Below are 21585 nucleotides of genomic sequence, written 5' to 3'. Positions count from 1 at the left end.
TTGCATGTTGTCGAGTGTCCATTCGGCCGATGACATTCGAATTGTCGAGAAGGAGGCGCGGAGCCTCTCCGAAGCCGGTCACGACGTGACTGTCGTGGCGCGATCACCCCGTCCGAGCGATCCAGGTCGCATTGAATTCAAGTTGATCGAGGTGCCGCCGGTTCCCCGTTGGAAGCGCCCGTGGGTCGCGGGACGAGCGGCGCTTGCGCTTGCCCGCGCGACCGGCGCGGATGTCGTGCAATTTCACGATCCTGAACTGATACCGTTCGCGCTGCAGCTGAAGAGCCGACGTTGCAGGGTGATCTACGACGTCCACGAGGACGTGCCGGCGGACATTTATTCCAAGCGGTGGATTTGGTCCTGGATGCGGCCGGCTGTGGCGCGCACGATGGAAGTTGTGGAGCGGAGCGCCGCGCGCCGCTTTGATGCGATCGTGGCTGCGACACCGGCCATTGCCGATCGCTTTCGCGCCTATGGTGCGGCCGTCACGCTGGTGCGAAACACCGTGCGACTGGACGAATTCATCGAGCCGACGCCGACGACGAGACGCCGGCGGCAGGCGGTTTACGTGGGCCGGACGAGTTTCGATCGCGGGTTGGTCGAAATGGTGGAGGCATGTGCCGCGGTGCGTTTGCCGCTCGTGCTCGCCGGGAGCATCGGCCGCGAAGAAGAAGCCTGGCTCGCGAAATCTTCCGCCGACGTATCATACAGGGGCAGGCTGGGACGCGGTGAGATCGCGGCGCTGCTGAACGAAAGCCTCATCGGTCTCAATCTGCTGTTGCCCGAACCGAATTATCTGCTGTCACTTCCAACCAAGCTTTTTGAATACATGGCCGCCGGGCTGCCCGTCATTTCAAGTGACTTGCCGAAATCAAAAGAGATCGTCGACGCGGCGGGGTGCGGATTCGTCGTGTCGCTCAACGATCGCGCGGCGCTGCTGAACAGCCTGTCCATGCTCGCGGATGATCCGGAACGGGCGATCCGATTGGGGCTGGCGGGACGGGCAGCGGTCGCCGGGAATTTCAACTGGCAGCATGACGCGGCGGAGCTCAACGAACTCTACCGACGATTTGCTTCGCTCGGGGCCGCGGCATGAATATCTGGCTGCTGCATCCCTTTGCAGGAGGTCCGGGCCTGGGCCGCCATTATCGTCCGTTCTGGCTTGCCGATGCCTGGAGACAGATGGGGCACCGGGTGCTGGTGGTCAGCGCAGCCTTCCATCATCTGCACAGGCAGCCGCGCGTTCCGGGGCCGCAGCGGATCAACGACGTCGACTTCTGGTTTCTCGATACGCCGCGTTATGCCGGCGGCAGCCTGGGGCGGCTTCGGAACAATTTGAGCTTCGGGCCGGCTTTCCGCTCGGCAGCGTCTGCAATCGCCGCGCAGTTCGGCAAACCGGATCTGATGATAGCGTCGAGCCCGCATCTGTTCTTCATCTCGGCGGCGGATCAGATCGCGCGGCAGTTCGGTGCCAGGTTCTGGCTGGAGGTCCGTGACCTCTGGCCGGAGAGCATCGTGGCGCTTGGAATGACTCCCGCCTGGCATCCGCTGATGAAGGTGCTCGGCTGGAAGGAGCGCTCGGCCTATCGCGCGGCCGATCGCGTGATCTGTCTGCTGGCCGGGGCTGAAGCGCATATGCGCGCGCGTGGCTTGCCGTCCGGCAAGTTCACGTGGATCCCCAACGGAGTGTCCGACGGTGAAATACAGAGCGCGCTGACGATCGAAAATCTGGGTCACCCTCTGATCGATCGCATCAATCTGTTGAAGCGGCAGGGCAGGCGCGTCGTTCTCTACGCCGGCGGCATGGGCCCTCCAAATGCCGTGGAGGCCATTCTCGACGCGGCTTCTATCATCGGCAAGGCAAACCCCGAGATCCATTTCGTGATGATCGGTTCAGGCACCTCGAGGGACGCGTTGAGACAGCGGGCGGCCACGCTTGCCAATGTGGAGTTTCACGATGAAGTCGATCGATCGGTCGTGCACGGCATGCTGCATGCCTCCGATTGCGCGGTCGTGGCCTTCCACAACAATGCGCTCTATCACCATGGCATCAGCCCGAACAAACTCTTCGACTACTGTCTCTTCGCACCGCGCAGCGTCATCGCGTGCGAGGGCAGGGCGCTCGCGGGGCTTGAAAAGCTGGTGACGTCTCGATGCGCACCGGACGATCCGCCGGCGCTCGCCAAGTCCCTGGTCGCGGCGCTGAATGGCCCGGAGCGCTCGCGGGACGATCGGATCGCCATAGCCCGGCAGTACAGTTACTCGGTGCTGGCAGCGCGATACTTGACGCCATCGGGCGACCACGCCTGACATTTGGTGGGGACGAGATGTCGGCTCCTCCGATAAATTTCTTTTAAAAACAATTACTTGTGTTGTTCATCGCGTGAACGATTTGGCTTGACGTTCATCGCATGAACGCGCTAATGCACGCATTGCAGGAATGGGCGCATGGCAAACACACTCCCGACGGACGACAGAGACAGCGATCGACTTGTGCTCGGTCTGCTGACCTCCGTTGAAATCGACGGGGCGCGCTCGCAGCGGCGCATCGCGGCGGAGCTTGGAATCGCGCTTGGCTTGGTCAATGCCTATTTGAGGCGAGCCATCAAGAAGGGGTTCGTCAAGGTTGGTCAGGCGCCGGCCCGTCGATATGCCTATTATCTCACGCCCCAGGGCTTTTCCGAGAAATCAAGGCTCACGGTTGAGTTCCTCTCTTCGTCGTTTTCGCTCTTTCGAAGAGCCAAGGAAGAGTATTCGCGCGTGTTCGATCGCGCTCAGGTGCTGGGCTTCAAGCGAATTGTTTTTGCCGGGAAATCCGATCTTTGCGAAATAGCCATCTTGTGCGCCGTGGACAGCCCGGTGTCCATCGTTGCTGTTGTCGATGCCGATGAAGCCGCGTCACACTTCTTCGGGATCGAGGTGGTGCCGTCCTATGCTGAAGTGGCCGAGCCGTTCGACGCGGTCGTCGTTACGCATCTCAACAAGGCCAGGGATGTGTTCGATCAGGCTGTCGATATGTTTGGGCCGGAAAGAGTGTTGACGCCTGACCTGCTGGGCTTGCGTCCGCCTGGCGTGCAGAGGGTGGAATGATGGCAACGGAAGCGCAACTCGGCCTCAGCTGGTATGTCGTGCAGACGCACGTCAATGCCGAAGTGAAGGCGGCGGCCAATCTGGTCCGCCAGGGATTTGGTGTCTATCTTCCGCGCTACCAAAAGCGCCGCAGTCACGCGCGCCGGGTCGACGTCGTCGCGCGGCCGCTGTTTCCGCGCTATCTGTTTGTCGCCATCGATCTCGCAACGCAGCGGTGGCGCGCTATTCAATCGACGCTCGGTGTTTCCCATCTGGTCTGCTTGCACGGCAGGCCGGCGTCGGTGGAGAACGCTGTGGTCGGGGCGTTGAAAGCACGTGAGGACGAAGCCGGTTTCATCGCGCTTTCGCGTCGGTCTCCCTTTTCGCCCGGAGACAAAGTGCGGATCACCGAGGGAGCGTTCGCTGATAGCCTCGCGCTGGTGGAGGGCGTCAGCGATCATGAGCGTGTCGCGGTCTTGCTCGACCTATTGGGGCGCAAGGTGCGTGTGATGGTCGGCGCCAATCTGATTGCCGCGGCCTGACGGCGTCTGCTGCTCGCAGGCGTGGTGGTAGAGAAATCCGGCTCGGGGTGGTGCTCGATTCACCCCGAGTGCGGTAGCTTGGAAAAATTGAACTTCGTTGGGAGGCGTGAGAAGTCAGATGCATTCGTTTGCGTTGATAGGAGCAGCCGGTTATGTGGCGCCGCGTCACATGCGGGCGATACACGCGGTAGGCGGAGATCTGAAGATCGCCTACGATCCAAATGACTCAGTCGGCATTCTGGATAGTTATTTTCCCAATGCCCACTTCTTTACCGAGTTCGAGCGATTTGACCGCCACGTCGACAAGCTGCGGCGGCGCGGCGAGAAAATCGACTACGCGTCGATCTGCTCACCCAATCATCTGCATGATGCGCATTGCCGCTTTGCCCTGCGATCAGGAGCCGACGCAATTTGCGAGAAGCCGCTGGTTTTGAATCCATGGAACATCGACGGTCTCGCTGAGATAGAGCAGGATACCGGCCGTCGCATCTCGACAATCCTGCAGCTGAGGCTTCATCCCGCTATCATCAACCTGCGGGAGAAGTTCGGGACGAGCAACAAGCGACACAAGGTCGAGCTCACTTATATCGCCTCACGAGGCCGCTGGTATTACACATCCTGGAAAGGCGAGGATGCCAAGTCGGGAGGGGTCGCCACCAATATCGGTGTGCACTTCTTCGACATGCTGAGCTTCGTGTTCGGTTCGGTCAAGCGCAACGAGGCGCATCTGCGCCAGCGCGAACGGGCGGCCGGATTTCTCGAATGCGAGCGGGCCGACATCAGCTGGTTTCTATCGGTAGACAGCAATGATCTGCCGCCTGACGTCCAAGGCAAGAAGACGACGTTCCGCTCGATCACCGTGGATGGCGAGGAGGTCGAGTTCTCGGAGGGCTTCACGGATCTCCATACGCGGAGCTACCAGGAGATTCTCGCAGGGCGCGGTTTCGGCCTCGACGACGTGCGGGCTTCGATCGAGATCGTGTCTGCCTTCCGCCAGGCGCCACTGACCACCGGGCATGAATGGCAGCATCCGTCCGCGCGTGGGGCGTCGTCCAAATGAGCGAGATGAAGGATGATCCGCGATTTCCGGGTGTGCTGATCCACGCATCCAGCTACGTGGACGATGGCGTGATCATCGGGCGAGGCACCAAGATCTGGCACTTCTGTCACGTGCTTCCCGGCACCGTCATCGGTCAGAATTGTTCGATCGGACAAAATGTCATGATCGGGCCGCGCGTGAAGATCGGCGATGGATGCAAGATCCAGAATAATGTGTCGCTCTACGATGGTGTCGAGCTCGCAGACGACGTGTTTTGCGGTCCGAGTTGCGTGTTCACCAACGTCAACAATCCGCGTGCCGATGTGTCGCGCAAGGACGAGTTTCGCAGCACACCCGTCGGGCGTGGCGCCAGCATCGGTGCCAACGCCACCATCGTGTGCGGCCATTCGCTCGGCGAATACTGCTTCATCGGCGCCGGCTCTGTCGTGACGAAGAATGTGCCGGCATTCGCCTTGATGATCGGCAATCCGGCGCGACGGGCCGGCTGGATGAGCCGAAGCGGAGAGCGGCTGGGCGCAGATCTGGTCTGTCCGCGAACCGGCGAGAAATACAAGCTCGATTCGTCAGGGGCGCTCGGCGCTGACGCCGGCTAGCGTCGTGCAATTCGAGGAAGTCGATCGACGGGTCAGATCGAGGCCCAAGGAGCTTCTTCTCCACCGCATCGATGAAGCTGATGGAAAATGAAATACTCATCAAATCTGAACGTTTTTCGACTTCTTTCGATCTACGGAGGACGCGTCATTGAGGGGGTGGCTCACGACGTCCGCCAACGTTATCTTGGATCGGTGGTCGGCATCGGTTGGGCAGTCCTTCTGCCCGCGATGCAGCTAAGCATCTACGCCGGATTGTATGCCTTCGTATTCAAGGTCCGCCCCAGCGGTCTCAATGAGTGGGGCTACATCCTGCTGGTCTTCTCCGGGCTCGTTCCGATTATGGCCTTCAACGAAGCGCTCACGAGCTCAATTTCTTCGGTCTCCGCAAACAAGAATCTGCTGCTCAACACCGTGTTTCCCGCGGAGTTGATCCCGCTGCGATCCGTGGTGGCGGCGCACTTTCCTCATCTGTTCGGTCTCGCAATCACGCTCTGCCTGGGCTTCGCTCTTGGGCGAACCGACTGGAAGGCCATCGTGCTCGTTCCCGTGTGCTGGCTCCTCCTGTTGATGTTTGCGACTGGAATTGGATGGATACTTTCGCTTGTCTCGTTAATTGCGAAAGACATTCAGCAGGTCATCGGACTGGTTCTTATGGTCATGATGATCATCAGTCCGTTCGCCTATACTCCGGAGATGGTTCCGGGGGCCATGAAGCCGCTGCTTCTCCTGAATCCGCTTTCCTACTTCGTGCTGACGTTTCAGCAGCTCATCTGCTACGGCAACTGGCCCGACCCCCGCATTTTTGGCGGCGCAGCACTGATAGCGATTACGAGCTTTTTGGTGGGATATTCGTTCTTCCAGCGCGCAAAGGGTGTGTTCTTTGACTACGCTTGAGCAGTTCGCGATCAAGTTCGAAGCGGTTTCCAAGATCTACAAGCTCTATGGAAGTCAAGGCGACCAGCTGGTCGACGTCCTTGGGCTGCAGCGCTTCGGATTTCGAACCCGCCAACAGCCGAAGATTTTTCCTGCGCTCAGCGACATTTCCATCGCGGTGCCGCGTGGCCACAGGATCGGGATCATCGGGCGGAACGGGGCGGGAAAGACCACGCTGTTGAAGCTGGTCTGCGGAAATTTCTCGCCGACACATGGATCGGTGTTGGTGAATGGGGAAGTTCAGGCGCTGATGGCCGCAGGCCTCGGGTTTCATCCGGAGCATACCGGGCGGGAAAACGTCGAAGCTTCATTGCAGTACAACGGTCTTCGCAAGGACGAGTATCGGGACGCAGTCGAGGGAATCATCGAGTTCTGCGAACTCGGCGACTTCTTCGATCAGCCGATCAAGACCTACTCGTTGGGCATGCTGGCGCGCCTGATGTTTGCCGCCGCAACCGCGATCCGGCCGGAGATATTGATCGTCGATGAAGTCCTCGGCGCCGGAGATGCCTACTTCGTTGCCAAATCGAAGGCCAGGGTGGAAACCCTTGTGCGAAGTGGCTGCACGATGCTGCTTGTTTCCCACTCAATGCCGCAGGTACTCGAGCTGTGCAGCGAAGTGATCTGGCTTCACGAGGGCAAGATCCGCATGCAGGGGGATGCCTTCGCAGTGGTGAAGGCCTATGAGGAGTTCGTGCACGGAGGGGGCGATCAGCGCCTTCAGGCGCCCGTGGTTTCGTCTGCCGCCGGCGACGATGGCGCACCGGCAAAGGCTGCTGGTTCAGTGTCGCTTCCGGCGCGGTCGGAAAAGCCCGCCGATGGCAAAACAACATTCGATCGGGAGGTCCTGTTGCAGGAGCCGCATTTCGCTCCGCACGCGACGGCAGCTGTTTTTCCGGCGATCGAGCCGCCCCGGGATTTCAAGTTTGTCGCGCGTGGTGGGCTATCGAGATGGGCATCAAGCGGCGATTTGAAGCTGTCCGGATTTACGATGGTCACGGAGCGCGGAGAGACCAACAGATTAATGGCGCTGGCGCCGGCCAAGATGATGCTGAATGTGGTTGCCTGCGTGGATGGGGACTTTGAGTGCCGATACGGCATCGTCGTGCTCGACTATCTGGGAGCATGCCGGGCAAAGCTGATAAGTCCCCCCGACAAGTTTTCCGCGACGAAAGGACAAGAACGCTGTGTGGAAATGCTGTTTAATCCAGTGCAGCTCGGGCCGGGTGAATACGTTGTAAGTCTCAGTATCCATGGAGCCGATCACCTGGCAAGATTCAACGGCACCGTGCGTCATGACTTGTTGTCGCGAAGCTTCGATCTGATAGTTGAGGTTCAGGAATCTCTGGTTGACGTTTCCGCGGACTTCTTTCATTCGGCGGAGTGGCAGTTCGCTCCCGATCAGGACTCTGGTTCGAGCTTGAATCCGGAGGCTCGGCATTTGCTGGATACCGAGATTCGATGACAGGTCGAGTGATGCGGGTTCTGGTAGCCTATTCGGCTGCCGCGAATGTTGTCCCAACGACATTGGAATACCTTACCGCGCTGAAGGACCTTCCCGGCTGCGAAGTCCAATTCGTTCATTGCACGGATGATGCGCGGCTGAATTTCGACATCAATGAATTCGATGTCCTGATCAACAGCTACAGTGCGCGGCTCTGTTTTGATTGGTACTTGAACCCCGATTACGTGCGAGCCGTTCTGTCGTTTCGTGGCCTGAAGATCGCAATAGCGCAGGACGAGTACGATCGGACAGGTGTGCTGCGGAGTGCGATCAGGCGCCTCGGCTTTCATGTTCTGCTTACGAGCGTTCAGAAGGAGTTCTGGCCGCTTGTGTACCCCGCGATGCAACTGCCGGGTGTTGCCTTGAGGCAGGTGCTGACGGGATACGCGCCGGCCGCACATCCGGATCGCCGGATCAAGCCGCTGGCTGATCGAGCTTTTCCGATCGGTTATCGCGGCCGCCAAATCGGCGCGAGGTACGGACGGCTCGGCTTTGAGAAATTCGAGATTGGCCGCTACATGGCCGCGCTTTGCGATGAGCTGGGCCAGCCGCACAACATCAGGACTGATGAAGCCAGTCGAATCTACGGCGAGGACTGGTTCAACTTCATCGGTGACTGCCGAACTATGCTTGGCAGCGAAAGCGGAAGCAACGCCTTCGATTTCGACCAGGAGCTCGAGCGGGAGATCGAGCGATTCCGGGCCCTGCACGGCCGTGCGCCTGAATATCCAGAGCTGACTGACTTCCTGGCGCCTTTCGAGCGGCCATTTGATACCGGACAGGTCTCTCCGCGTGTGTTCGAATGCGCAGCGATGATGACGCCGATGATTCTCTTTCGGGGACGCTATTCCGATGCGATCGTCCCGGATGTTCACTACATCCCGTTGGAGAAGGATTTCTCGAACGCCCGCGATGTTCTGGCAAGGCTTGACAATTTTGAGTCCTTGCAGGGCTATGTGGAACGAGCTCATGAACATCTGATTGCATCTGGTAACTACAGCTACCGCGCGCTCACTTCGGTGATCGCTTCCGCGATCGAAGAGCTCTATCCAAACGTTGTCGGAGATCCCGAAAGGCAACATTGGCGGTCGGTTGCGCAGCCGTGGCGATCTCCCCATGATCCGCAGGATCCCTACACGGTCGCGTTGTCGGAGGTGCCCACCGACGCACCCCAGTTATCGGCCTATCTCTCTGCCAAGCAGGAACATCTAAGGCAGCTACTCGAACCGAGGAGCGAGCCGCAAAATGATGATGTGCCTCAAGCCGTGGATGATATTCCGCAGGCTGAAGGTGCGGCGGCGCCGGTCGAGCCGGATATGAGTCCGGTTGGGCCGATAGGGAAAATGTGGAGAGCGGTGCCTGGGAGGGTCAGAAGCCGGGTCAGTCCGCTATTGGCCTGGTTGGCGAGGTAATCTCTCTGATCGCCACCGGCAAATGCCGAAAGGCGCTCATGTCCGAGCCGTCTGAGCTTCGTTGGCGTCGAGGTGAGTGTGGATCTCGTGGCCGGTAATTTCGCTGAAGGACCAACCAAAGTGACACGGCAGGCGTTTGACGTTTTGGGTCTCTACGTCAATTCGGTAGGAGCTTAGATCAATGTTGAGGCGAATAGGAGCATCTTTGGCGAACAAATTTAAGGGCGGCCGCACGGTGCTTGCAGCTGCGACCTCGCCTCACACCGAGGCCGATCCTTCCTCTGAATCTTACTGGAGCGACTTCAACGTCACGCTCCATAAGAAATTCTCGTCGCCGGCGGAGTCTCTCGACTATATGCATTGGCGAAACGACCAATATGTCGACTACATCAAGTTTCTGCCGGTTTCGTCCCACGATGGCGAGGTGATCGTCGACTACGGTTGCGGTCCGGGTCACGACTTGGTTGGGTTTCTAACGTATTCCCGCCCTGCGGCCGTATATGGCATGGACATTTCCCGTCCGTCGCTGGCGGAGTTGGCGGATCGCCTGCGCGTTCACGGGTATGATTGCAAGCTTGTCCACGTATCGGAAACTGACGATCGCATCCCCCTTGATGATGGAACGGTCGATTACGTCCACTGCTCCGGAGTGCTCAATCACGTCCCGAGCCCGGAGAAAATTCTGAAGGAGTTTCGACGAATCCTGAAGCCGTCGGGATACGCGCGGCTGATGGTCTACAATCGCAACAGCATCTGGGTTCATCTGTTCGTTTCTCACGTCTTGCCGGCGAGCGACCCAAAATATCGCGGTCTTTCGCGTGAGGAAGCCTTCAGGCGATCTACCGATACCTTCGACTGTCCGATAAGCCGAAATTGGACGACGCAAGAGATGAATGAGCTTGCGGGCATTTCGGGGTTCAGTGCCAAGCACCTCGGGAATGCGGTTTCCATCTTCGAAATGTCGTTGCTGCCGCAGCGGTTCACGCCGATGATGGATCGATCCTTCGACGCTGAAAGTCGTCAGTTTCTTTCCAGGCTGGAATTTGATGCCAGAGGTGTGCCGTATGTCGACGGACAGGCCGCCGGAATTGACGGCTGCTACGAACTTCGGAAAGTGGGATGACATACTCCGTGTATTCGAAGACCCTTTCCATGGCGCGCTGCGGTAGTTGCGCGAGTGGGCCGAGTGTCCTGGTCCAGATGTCGTATCGCTGATGTGCGGCATATTCGGCGTGTTTGATCGCGGTGGCTTCCGCATGCCACCGAGGGATCTCCTCAAGGGGTTGTCCGTTGCTGCGCACCGCGGTCCTGACGGAGAGGGGGCCGTCTGGTTCGATACGCGACAGGGCAGGGGGAAAGTCATTCCCGACGGTGATTTGTCTGCAAATGGAGATGAGGCCAATCTCCTTCTTGCGCACCGGAGGCTCGCCATCATCGACCTGTCGGAATCCGGCCATCAGCCGATGGCCTCCGATGACGGGCGACTCTGGATCACCTACAACGGCGAGATCTATAACTATCTTGAGTTGCGCGCCGAATTGGAGGGGCGCGGGGCTGTATTCCGCTCTCATTCCGACACGGAAGTCATTCTTCGAGCCTATGAGGCATGGGGACCTGATGCTTTCACCCGCTTCGTCGGAATGTGGGCGCTCGCAATCCTCGATCTTCGCCAACGTCACCTGATTTTGTCGCGCGATCGTTTCGGGATCAAGCCGCTTCACTATGCTGCGGTCGGCGACCGCTTTGCGTTTGGTTCGGAAATCAAGCAACTGCTTGAAGTCCCGTGGGTGCCACGCACGCTCAACGCCCGGGCGGTGTACGATTATCTTCAGTACGAGATTTCAGACGTCAGTGACGAGACGTTTTTTGCCGGTATCAGCAAGCTTCGTCCTGGAAGGACGCTCGTATTGCGCCTGGATCAGGGCGGGCCGGACGAGCGGCGGTACTACACCCCCGCCGCGGGTCCCGTGCTCGAGGGCATCTCGCCGGAGGAGGCGGCCCGACAATTCCGCGAACTGCTTCGCGAAAGCGTTCGCATCCATCTACGTGCCGATGTGCCGGTGGGCACCTGTCTTTCGGGCGGACTGGACAGCGGCGCCATTGCGGTGCTGATGCGGGATATTTCACGAGAATCGCAATTGCCGGTCGAGAGGCACGCGTTTAGCTGCCACTTCGACATTGCCGTAGCGAATGAGTTGGAATTCACCCGGCAGAACATGGCTGCAGCCGAGGTGCAGCCGCATTTCATTGAGCCGGGCGACAGGGACATTGAGGCGGACCTGCAAGCTCTCATATGGCACCAGGACGAACCCTTTGGGTCGACCTCCATCTTCGCACAATGGTCGGTGTTTCGCTTGATACGCGATACGGGCGTGAAAGTGGTGCTCGACGGGCAGGGGTCGGATGAGATGCTCGGAGGCTACGCGAGCACCGTACCGCACTTCTTGCTGGAGATGGCTGCGAAGGGGCGGTTCCTGAAGGTATTGCTTGAGAGCTGGCAATGGTCCCGCATGCAAGGAAAACCTTGGCATACGACTCTTCCATGGAGCCGGCTGCGCGGCATATTCGCCGCCCTGGCTGGCGAGAAATCCCCACCGGCGAGCGCGCCTCAGCTCCCCTGGATGCGGGCGGATTTCGAACGAGGATGTGCTGACGCATCGCGGACCAGATTGCAGTCTTTTGAGACCGAGTGGGACGCCAAGGCGCCATTCGCGAGTGTGCTTCGCCGCTTCTTCTTCGAGAGCAACCTGCCGGCGCTGCTGCGTTTCGAGGATCGGAATTCCATGGCTTTCTCGGTTGAATCCAGGGTCCCGTTCCTCGATCATCGTTTGGTTGATTTTGCATTTGCGCTTCCGTCTGACATCAAATTCCGCGGCGGCTACGCGAAGCGTGTGCTGCGTGACGCGATGGATGGAATTCTGCCGGAACCTGTCAGGATGCGCGCTCGAAAGATGGGCTTCGCAACGCCGGAGCTGCACTGGCAGACAACCGTGTTGAGTCCTCTCATCTCGGATGCCGTAAACTCGGATGCTCTTGCCGATTTCATCGACCGCGACGGCGCCCGCGCCGCTTTCTCGAATATCAAGGAAGCCGGCCGTCTCGACTTTTTGCCTTGGCGTTGGCTCAATCTCTATATGTGGCGGAAGCAGTTCAATGTCTGATCGCTCTCACGTATTTTCGTTTCTTGTATCGTGGAAGCCTGGACTCCCGAACTGCCTGATTGCTGGGTGAAGGATGAAGGACGTGGACCGCAGGCCCGTTGTTGTTTCGCTAACGCCGCTGCCATTGTCGGCTGACAGCCGGACGCTCAAACAAGTCACCTCGGTGCATCGGTTTGGATTCAAATCGATTGTTATCGAGGGGGCGCCGAGCCGCCTTGCCGATGAGCCAATCCCGTTCGAGATCATTTCGATCGGCGCGCGCGTTCAGCCTCAAACGTCCACTGCTACTGCGCCAGTCGCGTCCGAAGTGGTCGCAGCTCCACATCCCGAGGCTGAGGAGAAATTAGCTGCCGCTGCTCCAGATCCCGTTGGAATTCAGGATATCAAGAGCCTGTCGATACTACAGCGATGGCCTGTTGGCCGGCTTGCCCTTCGTATTCCAGGCTTGAGGCGTGTCGCACGCGCCCTACAGCGCAATCTCCTTCGAGCAATTGTTTCCCTGAAGGGAGGCAAGCCGCTCCAGCAGCGTCCCTCTATCGCGCAGATCATTTTTGCTCTTCCCTACGCGATGATCCTGCTTGCCAGGGAAGTCGTGGGGTGGTTGCCGACTCGAATTCTTCCTGCTGGAATCTCCCAATCACTCCGTGCTGCTGCCATCAACCCTCTGGCCTTCGCTAACTATCTTGCGACGTACCTTGATCAACACGTCTTTAAGGTCCTTTCCGTCACTCCTCGTGCCGATCTCTACTATCTTCACTCATTTTATCAATTTCCTGCGGTTTTCCTGCTCTGCCTTCGGTATCGAGCCAGGATGATCTACGACGCACATGATTTCTATCAGCATCAAAAGGAAGACCCCACTGTCTCCTCCTATTGGAAGAAGTGGGTGATCCCGTTCGAAGGCGCGATTGAAGCCGCATGTATCCGGTTCGCCTCCGACGTCGTGACGGTCAATGAGGGGATCGCAGCCTTGATGCGCGAACGGTTCGGATGCGAGCCGGTGATCCTGCGCAACGCGCATGATTTCCGGTTGGATCGTCAGGTTCCCCGGACAATCCGCGACGCGATTGGTCTCGCGCCGGAAGCGTTCCTCGTCGTGTTTATCGGAAACTATAAATCAGGCATGACCCTCGAAGGCGCCTTCGACGCCTTGGTATCCCTGCCGAAGCACGTTCATCTCGCATTCCTTGGCGGACGCTATCCTGATTGCAATGACGCGCTCGCGACGCGTGGCCTGGAAGGCCGCGTGCACTTCGTTCCGCCGGTGCTGCCGCAGGAAATCGTTCCCGTCGCGGCGTCAGCCGACGTCGCGGTCCTGCTCTATTTCAAGAGGACTATCCAATATCCCAACATCCTGCCGAACGGCTTCTTTCAGTCGGTGGCGGCAGGGTTGCCGCTGATTTATCCCGATCTCGAGCAGATCCGACGCGTTGCCGAGCGGCACAAGCTTGGAATCATGGCCAATGCACAGGATGCCAACGAGATCAGATCAGCGCTCCAGTTGCTGGTCGAGAATGACGAAGTTCGCGAGACCTTCCGGGAGAATGTTCGGGTAAGCCGTCAGGAGCTTTGCTGGGCGTATGAAGAGCGAACGCTCGAGCCGCTACTTAATCGACATCTCAGCAAGTCGGCTCAAAATGTGTCGCGCATTGAAGACAAAGTTGCGCACTGACCGAGAAGTAACAAGGTGACAAAGAAGAAAGTTCTTTTCCTCGACCAAAACGGAACCGGGAAGGTCGTCCTGACGGCTGCGACGGTGCTGCGTGGTGTTTTTGGCGTAAAGGCAGGTGCTCAGCCTCCCGGCCCGCTCCAGCGCAGTGCACTGGTACGCAACCTCTATGCGCATTTGTATGATTTCAACCAGCGCCTCTCATACGTTAGGGACTGGCGCGATGCGTTTTGCCGGTCTCCCAAGCTCGATGTAACGGTTTGCGACATCAACAACCTGGTCGATCTTGGACGCCATCTGCTGCGCATTCGATCTTACGATCTCATCATCGTGTCTCATGTCGCGGCCGGCGACGACTTGTCGCTGATTAGCCGAGCGGCTCCATTCCTGGCCCGCCGCGCTTGTCCCATCATAGTATTCCTTGGCAACGAGTATGATCTGCTCGATCAGAAGCTCGAGTTTTGCCGGGAGGTGAAAGCTGAATTCCTCTGCAGTCAGCTCCCCATTGCGGCGGCCGAATATCTCTATGGCGGGTTGGAAGGAACGCGCATCCTTGCGACGCCGCACGCGCTCAATCCTTCCGTATATTCACCGCAGCCTGAGGCGCGTCGTGATATCGACGTGGGATTTGTCGGTGACATCTATTGGCCCTTTGTCGGAGATCGAGAACGAACCGATCTGATTGCGTATTTTGAAAAGCACGGCCAGGAACTGGGCATTCGATGTGACATTCGAGGCGGCCGCTCGTCGCGAATGCCGCGCGACGATTGGGCTGCCTTTCTCAATCGCTGCCGCACCTTGATCGGCGCGGAATCCGGGACCTACTACCTCAATGAAAAAGGCGCGCTTCTCGATCGAGCCAGAACCTACAACCTGAAGCAGAACCAGGATGCCAGCTTCGAGGAAGTGTTCGAGAAGTTCTTTATGGGCGTCCCCCGCGGCGTGTCGGGCAAGAGCATCTCGTCAAGGCACTTCGAGGCGATCGGTACCAAGACCTGCCAAGTCCTGATCGAAGGAGGCTATAACGGCATTCTCAGGGCCAATGAGCACTATATCCCCGTGCGGTCCGACCTGTCGAACGTCGACGAGGCTGTCCGTGCGCTCCGGGACGAGGCGCATTGCCGCGAGATTGCGGAACGTGCCTATGATTTGGCGATGTCGGGGCACACCTACGATCATCGCGTGGCCGACATTTTGGCACGCGCTCTTTAGCCAATGGGCAGATAATTCAAGATGTGCGGAATCGCGGGAATCCTGAATTTTGATCGGCAAAGGCCGGTTGATCGCGAGCTGGTCGTGGCGATGACAAGAGCTGTCGCCCATCGAGGTCCGGACGCCGAGGGCATATGGGTGAACGGCCCTGTGGGGCTGGGTCACCGTCGCCTTTCGATCATCGACCTCTCGGTGGCCGCCGAACAGCCGATGGTTTCCGACGACGGACAGGTCCGCATTGTCTACAACGGCGAAGTCTACAACTTCGTCGAACTGAGGCGCGAACTGCAAAAGAGAGGCTATGCCTTCCGAACCTCGTCCGACACCGAGGTTATTTTGCAAGCCTATCGATGCTACGGCTTGGACTTCCTGACGCGGTTGCGAGGCATGTTCGCGCTAGCGATCTGGGATGCCGGGCAAAGGACGCTGCTGCTCGCGCGCGACCGGATCGGGATCAAGCCGCTCTACTATCATGTTGGCCAGGAATCCGTATCGTTCGCATCGGAGTTGAAGTCACTTCTGGCGGACCCGCGCACGCCGCGTGAGGTCGATCAGGCGGCGCTGGCGGACTTCCTTCATCTCCTCAGCATTCCGGATCCGCAATCAATTCTGAAGGGAATTCGGCGGCTCGAGGCCGGTCACGTGCTTATCGTTCGCGGACGCGATGTGCAGGACCGCGAGTACTGGCGCGTTCCCTTGCCGGCCGCTCCGCGCGCTCTTTCACTCGCCGACGCTTGCGTTGAATTCGATGAGCGTTTTGGAAACGCCGTTCGAAGCCATCTTGTCGCGGATGTACCGGTGGGGGCCTTCCTCAGCGGTGGGGTCGACTCGAGTTCGGTCGTCGCCTTGGTAGGGCCGCAGGCCAGCGCCGGCATGCAAACCTTTTCTGTCGTATTTCGCGGAGATGAGGTTTTCGACGAGGGACCTTATGCCAGGGTCGTGGCGGAGCGCTATGGTACCGCGCACCGGGAGATAGACCTCGGCGCGGAGGCGGGCGACTTTCTTCCCGCGATGGCGTGGCATTGCGATGAACCCTTTGCCGTGTCATCGGCGCTCGGGATCTACTTTCTGGCCAAAGCGGCGAGGGACGACGGAATCAAGGTCGTTCTGACGGGCGACGGCGGCGACGAGGTGTTTGCCGGATACACCTGGAGGCACCAAGACTTCGTCCCGCTGCTCGGGCAAAAATACGGCCCCCTGCAGCGGCTTCTCGCTCGGACTGGAGCCATCGGCAATCGAATTGCTCCGGGCCACCGGTTGTGGCGCGCAATGAGCAGGGATCAGCGAGAGTCGGGGCGCTATATCGACAGTTATGCGTGCTTCCGAGACATGGACCTCGTGGATTTTGTGCACCCTGATCTCTGGCCTCATCTAAAGGAAGCGTGGTCGAACAATGTCACGGCCCAACACTACGATGCGACGATCGGTCAGCCGGAGCTGACGCGCAAGCTCTACACCGATATGAAGTCATCGCTGATCAGCGAGATGCTAACCAAGGTCGATAGGCTCACAATGGCCGCTGGCGTTGAGGCGCGCGTTCCTTTTCTGGATCACGAGCTGGTCGAATGGGCATTCTCATTGCCGGGCGATCTCAAGATCAAGGGAAGCGAGGGCAAATTGATCGTGAAGAAAGCCATGGAGTCGCGTCTGCCAACCGACATTCTCTACCGCCCCAAGGCAGGCTTCAATCTGCCGCTCGGCAAGTGGCTGCGGACTGGTCTGAAGGACATGGTGTATGATCTGCTTTCGCCGGCAAGCGTCGCACGCCGGGGATATTTCAGGCCCGATGTTGTCTCGACCATGGTGGATCGTCACATGAAAGGCGGCGACGATATCGGCAACCGGCTGTTCGTGCTGCTCATGCTCGAGCTTTGGCACCGGCAAGTTCTTGATCCCGGCCATTCTGCAATGGCCGTCGGTTCGGCGGCCTAGCGGGACGAATGTGGCAGCCTCGATGACCCGTCCGTTGAAGATCCTGGCGATTGGTTACGCTACGAGCACCCACGTCGTGAACCGGGTGCGCTGTTTCTCGCCCTTGGGGCACAAGGTCTACCTGCTCAGTGCGCCTCCCGCCGCCGGACTGACCGAAATCACAGAACTCACGCCGTCGGTTCGCCCTGGACAAGATGAATGGATCTCGCGCCTTGTGCGTTTGGGCGGCAAGCTGGCCCGGCGGGATCTGAGCGGACTGTCCGATATGGCGCGGCTGTTCTTCGATTTCCGTCGTCTCGTCAGGACGACAAACCCGGACGTCATCCATGTGCATTACGCATATAGCACCTGGGCGTGGCTGGCAGGCGCCTTGGGATTTCGACCTCTGGTGGTCAGCGTCATGGGGGGCGACGTCCTCTTCGAAGAGCAGGGGGCGCCGACGCGACGCGGAATTGCGTTGACCAAGAGGCTCTTTGCGGTAGCCGACTGCATAACGGCAAAATCCGACTTCCTGATCAGCAAGCTCAATGAGCTCGGCGGCTATGGCAGCAAAGCGACGCGCGTAGTGTGGGGAGTTGATCCGCAGCAGTTCCGGCCGCTGGATGCGTCAGCGCTTCGTGCCGAATGCGGAATTCCGGAAGGCGCCCGGGTCGTGCTCAGCCCGAAGATCCTTCAGCCGTTCTATAATATCGATGTCCTTGTCGAAGCCATGGCGTTGGTGGTCAAGCGGGTTCCGTCGGCGCATCTGGTCGTCACGGAATATGCCGCCGATCCGCAGTACCGCGCAGGACTCATGGCGCGGATTGAGGCGCTCGGCCTCGCACTCCATGTCAGCTTTGTTGGCCGCATCCCCCATGACAAGATGCCGATGTTCTATTCCATTGCGGAAGTTGCTGTCGGAATCCCGCGCTCGGATGGCCTGCCGCAGACGCTTCTTGAGGCGATGGCCTGTGGGGTCCCAAACGTTGTCGGTCGGCTCGATCGCTATGGCGAGATCGTCAAGGACGGCGAAAGCGTGCTGTTTGCCGACATCGATCCCGCGGACGTCGGCGACGCAATCCTTCGCCTGCTCGAGGACGAGGCTTTGCGTGAGCGTATCGCTGCCAGGGGGCGGGCTATCGTGGTCGAACAGGCCAACTTCCCCATCGACGTGAAGCGCGTCGAGGCGATGTATCGGGAATTGGCCTCGAAGCCTCGAAGGCGCGCCTTCTATCGTCCGCTCATGCTGGTCGATGTGGTCCGCTATTGGCTACGCGTCTGACATGAACTTGCGCCCCCACTCCTGGACTCCCGACCTTATTTTCAATTGGATAACTCGCCAGCATGAAGCCGATCGTTCCACTCATCTGCCCTGAGACGGGTGAATCACTGCAGCCATTGCCGATGTCCGACGACATCTCCAACCAGACAACGGCGCTAAAGGCATCCGGTGGTCGTACGTATCCCGTCGTCGGAGGTATTCCGCGCTTTGTTGCGCCGGAGAACTACGCCGCAGCTTTTGGGCTGCAATGGAAGACTTTCCGCAAGACCCAGTTGGACTCCTTTACGGGAACGTCGATCAGCCGGGATCGGCTGGAGCGATGTCTTGGCGGCTTCGATGCTGTTCGTGGTAAGAAAGTCCTGGAGGCAGGTTGCGGCGCGGGGCGGTTTACCGAGGTGCTGCTGTCGGAGGGCGCGGAGGTGTTTGCGTGCGACCTTTCGACCGCCGTCGAGGCAAACCTGGAGAACTGTGGGGGAAGGCCGGGCTATTTCGTTTGTCAGGCCGATATCCGCGCTCTTCCGGTTGCACCTCAATCATTCGATGTCGTGATCTGTCTTGGAGTCATCCAGCATACCCCCGACCCCGATGAGACAATCAGGGCCCTTGCGGCTCACGTTGCGCCGGGCGGGCTTCTGGTAATCGATCACTATCGATACAGTCACGAGGACATGACCAAGACGCGCCAGCGGCTGCGCAAATTCCTTATTCGGCAAGATGCAAAGCTTGCGATGAATTTCATCAAGACGCTCGTTGCGGTCCTGTGGCCCTTGCACCGCCTGAGTTGGCGCTACCGGAAGCTTCCGCTCGGCAGCAAATTTCGGCAGGCCGTCCTGTACTACTCGCCCGTTCTTGACTATCACGACTATTATGGACAACTGGGACCCAAGCTGCTCTATGCTTGGGCTGTCCTGGATACTCATGACGCGCTCACCGACCGGTACAAGCACAAGAGGTCGACGGAGCAGATTGCGCAAGCGCTCGATGCCATCGGACTGCTTGGAGTCGAAGCGAGCTACGGTGGGAACGGCGTAGAGGCGCGAGCTCGCGCTCCCGAGCTGTCTCCCGGAAGAAGTTGAGCTATCGAGTGTGGCCGCCGCGCCAAGCACGGAGGTAGCTTTCGAATCTCAGGACACTGCTTTCACGGCGTGGGATTGAACGGTCCGGCGCGACCGTGTGATTGCGCGCATTTCCTGAATTCGAAATAGCTTAGGGTTATCGTATGTGTGGAATTGCCGGCTTCCTGTCGCTAGGCTCCGATCCCTTTCCCAAGGGAGAGGCAGCGCTGCGCGCAATGTCCTCGTTGATCAGTCATCGCGGTCCCGATGGGGCCGGCGAGTGGACATCGAGGGACAAGCGCGTGGGCTTCGTCCACCGACGGCTCGCCATCATCGATCTGTCGACGAGCGGCGCGCAGCCGATGATTGCGCCAAACGGCACCGTCATTACGTATAACGGTGAGATCTACAACTACATCGAACTGCGCAACGAGCTGGCGTCCGGATGGGCGTTTCGCTCGACGTCAGATACGGAAGTGATCCTTGCCGCCTATGACAAGTGGGGAGACGATTGCGTTTCTCATCTGAGGGGAATGTTCGCATTCGCGATCTGGGACGAGAGAAGGCAAAGACTGTTCGCCGCACGAGACCGTTTCGGGATCAAGCCCTTCTACTATACGGAGCAGGACGGCACTCTATTCTTTGCATCAGAGGCCAAGGCCTTGTTGCCCCTGCTGCCGGAGATTCGCACTGACTCGACCGCGCTCGCGGAATATCTGACGTTCCAGTATACGATCGGTGCGAAGACGCTCTTTGCGCATGTCAATGCACTGCTGCCTGGGCATGTGTTCACCGTCGACAACGGAAATGTTCACGTTCAACGTTACTGGGACGTGCAGTATGTCGTCGATTTCGACCACAGCCCGAGATATTTCGAGGAACGCTTCAGGGAGTTGATCGCCAACTCCATGAATGTCCATTTGCGGGCTGATGTCCCGATCGGCGGCTACGTTTCGGGAGGGCTCGACTCGAGCCTCGTCGCCCTTCTGGCTTCGAGTCACGATCATCGCAATCGTCTCGCTTTCCACGGCCGCTTCACGGAATACCCGGGGTACGACGAGAGCCACTATGCGCAGGAAGTGGCCAACCGGGCCGACATGACGGTGCATATTGCGGATATCACCGCGGAGGATTTCAGACGCTCGCTGCACGATGTCATCTACCACCTTGATTTCCCGGTTGCCGGCCCGGGATCCTTTCCGCAATTCATGGTCTCCGCGCTCGCCGCGAAGCATGTGAAAGTCGTGCTCGGTGGGCAGGGCGGGGATGAGCTTCTTGGTGGTTACGCGAGATATCTCGTCGCCTACTTTGAGCAATGCATCAAGGCCGCCATGGACGGTACGTACCGGGAGGGAAATTACGTCGTTACGATCGAGTCCATCGTTCCGAATCTCGGGCTGCTGCGCGAATACAAGCCGATGATCAAGGAGTTCTGGCGCGAGGGATTGTTCGACGATCTGGACAAGCGATATTTCAGGCTCGTTGACCGCTCCACCGACATGGTCGGTGAAGTCGATTGGAAGTCGCTCGACAAGCCGCGTGTCTTTGAGGCGTTCCGCGAAATCTTTAACAACAAGGACAATGTGAGGAAGGAAGCCTATTTCGACAAGATGACTCACTTCGACTTCAAGTGTCTCTTGCCGGCATTGCTGCAGGTCGAAGATCGAATGAGTATGGCGCACGGGCTCGAGAGCCGGGTGCCTCTACTCGATCATCCCCTGGTCGAGTTTCTGGCGACTGTGCCCGCCGACGTGAAGTTCAAGGGCGGGCAGATGAAGCAACTGATGAAGACCGTCTATCGAGATATCTTGCCCGAGGGCATCTTGAGGCGGCGAGACAAAATGGGCTTTCCGGTCCCGCTGAAGGAGTGGTTTGAAGGGACGCTTCAGGAGTTCGTGACGGATATCTTCGATCAGCAGCGAGCGCGCCAGCGCGACCACTTCAACAGCGGCGTGGTGCTTGCGAACTTTCAGAGTGCTTCCCGCTTCTCGCGCAAGACCTGGGGCCTGTTGTCGCTGGAATTGTGGCACCAGCGCTTCCATGACCGGGCTGCCGAATTCAGAGCCATGGTTCGATCGTAGCCAGACCGACGCAGACACCCCGGGTGATGTTTGACAAAGGCGACTGCCATGTTATCGCATCATGCCGAATGCTCTCCATAGGCTTGGGGCCGCGCCAAGCT

General features: G+C 58.9%; 17 protein-coding genes. All 17 read left to right on the top strand.

Going from position 1 to position 21585, the window contains the following annotated elements:
• Positions 1-4 precede the first annotated feature (4 nt).
• The 17 genes from RX327_RS27130 to asnB (RX327_RS27050) all read left to right on the top strand — a co-directional run bounded on the left by RX327_RS27130 (position 5) and on the right by asnB (RX327_RS27050) (position 21484).
• Positions 5-1096, top strand: a complete 1092-nt coding sequence (locus tag RX327_RS27130) for a glycosyltransferase family 4 protein (protein WP_160321718.1) — start codon at positions 5-7, stop codon at positions 1094-1096.
• Positions 1093-2310: a glycosyltransferase family 4 protein gene (locus RX327_RS27125; RefSeq protein WP_050383812.1), complete on the top strand. Its 1218-nt coding sequence runs from the start codon at positions 1093-1095 to the stop codon at positions 2308-2310. The genes RX327_RS27130 and RX327_RS27125 overlap by 4 nt, the downstream gene beginning before the upstream one ends.
• A 138-nt stretch (positions 2311-2448) precedes the next feature.
• A complete protein-coding gene (locus RX327_RS27120; protein WP_028343100.1) occupies positions 2449-3090 on the top strand; it encodes a winged helix-turn-helix transcriptional regulator in 642 nt (213 codons plus the stop codon).
• Positions 3087-3611, top strand: coding sequence for a transcription termination/antitermination protein NusG (locus tag RX327_RS27115; protein WP_244481844.1), 525 nt, complete (start codon positions 3087-3089; stop codon positions 3609-3611). The genes RX327_RS27120 and RX327_RS27115 overlap by 4 nt, the downstream gene beginning before the upstream one ends.
• A 118-nt stretch (positions 3612-3729) precedes the next feature.
• Entirely contained in the window at positions 3730-4671 is a 942-nt protein-coding gene (locus tag RX327_RS27110; protein WP_050383810.1) for a Gfo/Idh/MocA family oxidoreductase, read from the top strand.
• A complete protein-coding gene (locus RX327_RS27105; protein ID WP_082190511.1) occupies positions 4668-5264 on the top strand; it encodes an acyltransferase in 597 nt (198 codons plus the stop codon). Before RX327_RS27110 ends, RX327_RS27105 begins: the two co-directional genes overlap by 4 nt.
• Before the next feature lie 87 nt (positions 5265-5351).
• A complete protein-coding gene (locus RX327_RS27100) occupies positions 5352-6158 on the top strand; it encodes an ABC transporter permease (RefSeq protein ID WP_050383809.1) in 807 nt (268 codons plus the stop codon).
• A complete protein-coding gene (locus RX327_RS27095; protein ID WP_063779894.1) occupies positions 6145-7662 on the top strand; it encodes an ABC transporter ATP-binding protein in 1518 nt (505 codons plus the stop codon). Before RX327_RS27100 ends, RX327_RS27095 begins: the two co-directional genes overlap by 14 nt.
• Positions 7659-9113 (top strand): hypothetical protein, encoded by a 1455-nt coding sequence (locus RX327_RS27090; protein ID WP_152977480.1) that lies wholly within the window; start codon positions 7659-7661, stop codon positions 9111-9113. Before RX327_RS27095 ends, RX327_RS27090 begins: the two co-directional genes overlap by 4 nt.
• 205 nt (positions 9114-9318) lie before the next feature.
• Complete coding sequence (locus tag RX327_RS27085) at positions 9319-10236, top strand: class I SAM-dependent methyltransferase (RefSeq protein ID WP_317247658.1); 918 nt, start codon at positions 9319-9321, stop codon at positions 10234-10236.
• 91 nt (positions 10237-10327) lie between these two features.
• Complete coding sequence (gene asnB / locus RX327_RS27080) at positions 10328-12274, top strand: asparagine synthase (glutamine-hydrolyzing) (RefSeq protein ID WP_317247657.1); 1947 nt, start codon at positions 10328-10330, stop codon at positions 12272-12274.
• Between the two features lie 73 nt (positions 12275-12347).
• On the top strand, positions 12348-13946 hold the full coding sequence (locus RX327_RS27075; protein ID WP_082190509.1) for a glycosyltransferase: 1599 nt from the start codon (positions 12348-12350) through the stop codon (positions 13944-13946).
• Between the two features lie 15 nt (positions 13947-13961).
• Entirely contained in the window at positions 13962-15155 is a 1194-nt protein-coding gene (locus tag RX327_RS27070; protein WP_152977479.1) for a glycosyltransferase, read from the top strand.
• A gap of 21 nt (positions 15156-15176) precedes the next feature.
• The gene (gene asnB / locus RX327_RS27065; RefSeq protein ID WP_317247656.1) at positions 15177-17087 is read left to right on the top strand and encodes an asparagine synthase (glutamine-hydrolyzing); all 1911 of its coding nucleotides are present in this window, start codon (positions 15177-15179) and stop codon (positions 17085-17087) included.
• Positions 17088-17121: 34 nt separating this feature from the next.
• The gene (locus tag RX327_RS27060; RefSeq protein WP_317247655.1) at positions 17122-18348 is read left to right on the top strand and encodes a glycosyltransferase; all 1227 of its coding nucleotides are present in this window, start codon (positions 17122-17124) and stop codon (positions 18346-18348) included.
• A gap of 62 nt (positions 18349-18410) precedes the next feature.
• The gene (locus tag RX327_RS27055; protein WP_050383800.1) at positions 18411-19424 is read left to right on the top strand and encodes a class I SAM-dependent methyltransferase; all 1014 of its coding nucleotides are present in this window, start codon (positions 18411-18413) and stop codon (positions 19422-19424) included.
• Between the two features lie 143 nt (positions 19425-19567).
• Complete coding sequence (gene asnB / locus RX327_RS27050) at positions 19568-21484, top strand: asparagine synthase (glutamine-hydrolyzing) (protein ID WP_317247654.1); 1917 nt, start codon at positions 19568-19570, stop codon at positions 21482-21484.
• The last annotated feature ends 101 nt before the right edge of the window (positions 21485-21585 follow it).

This window comes from Bradyrhizobium sp. BEA-2-5 (genome assembly GCF_032918025.1).
In the GTDB taxonomy this organism is placed as follows: domain Bacteria; phylum Pseudomonadota; class Alphaproteobacteria; order Rhizobiales; family Xanthobacteraceae; genus Bradyrhizobium; species Bradyrhizobium pachyrhizi.
The sequence above is the reverse complement of the archived record's forward strand: the minus strand, read 5'-3'. Positions and strand labels throughout refer to the sequence as shown.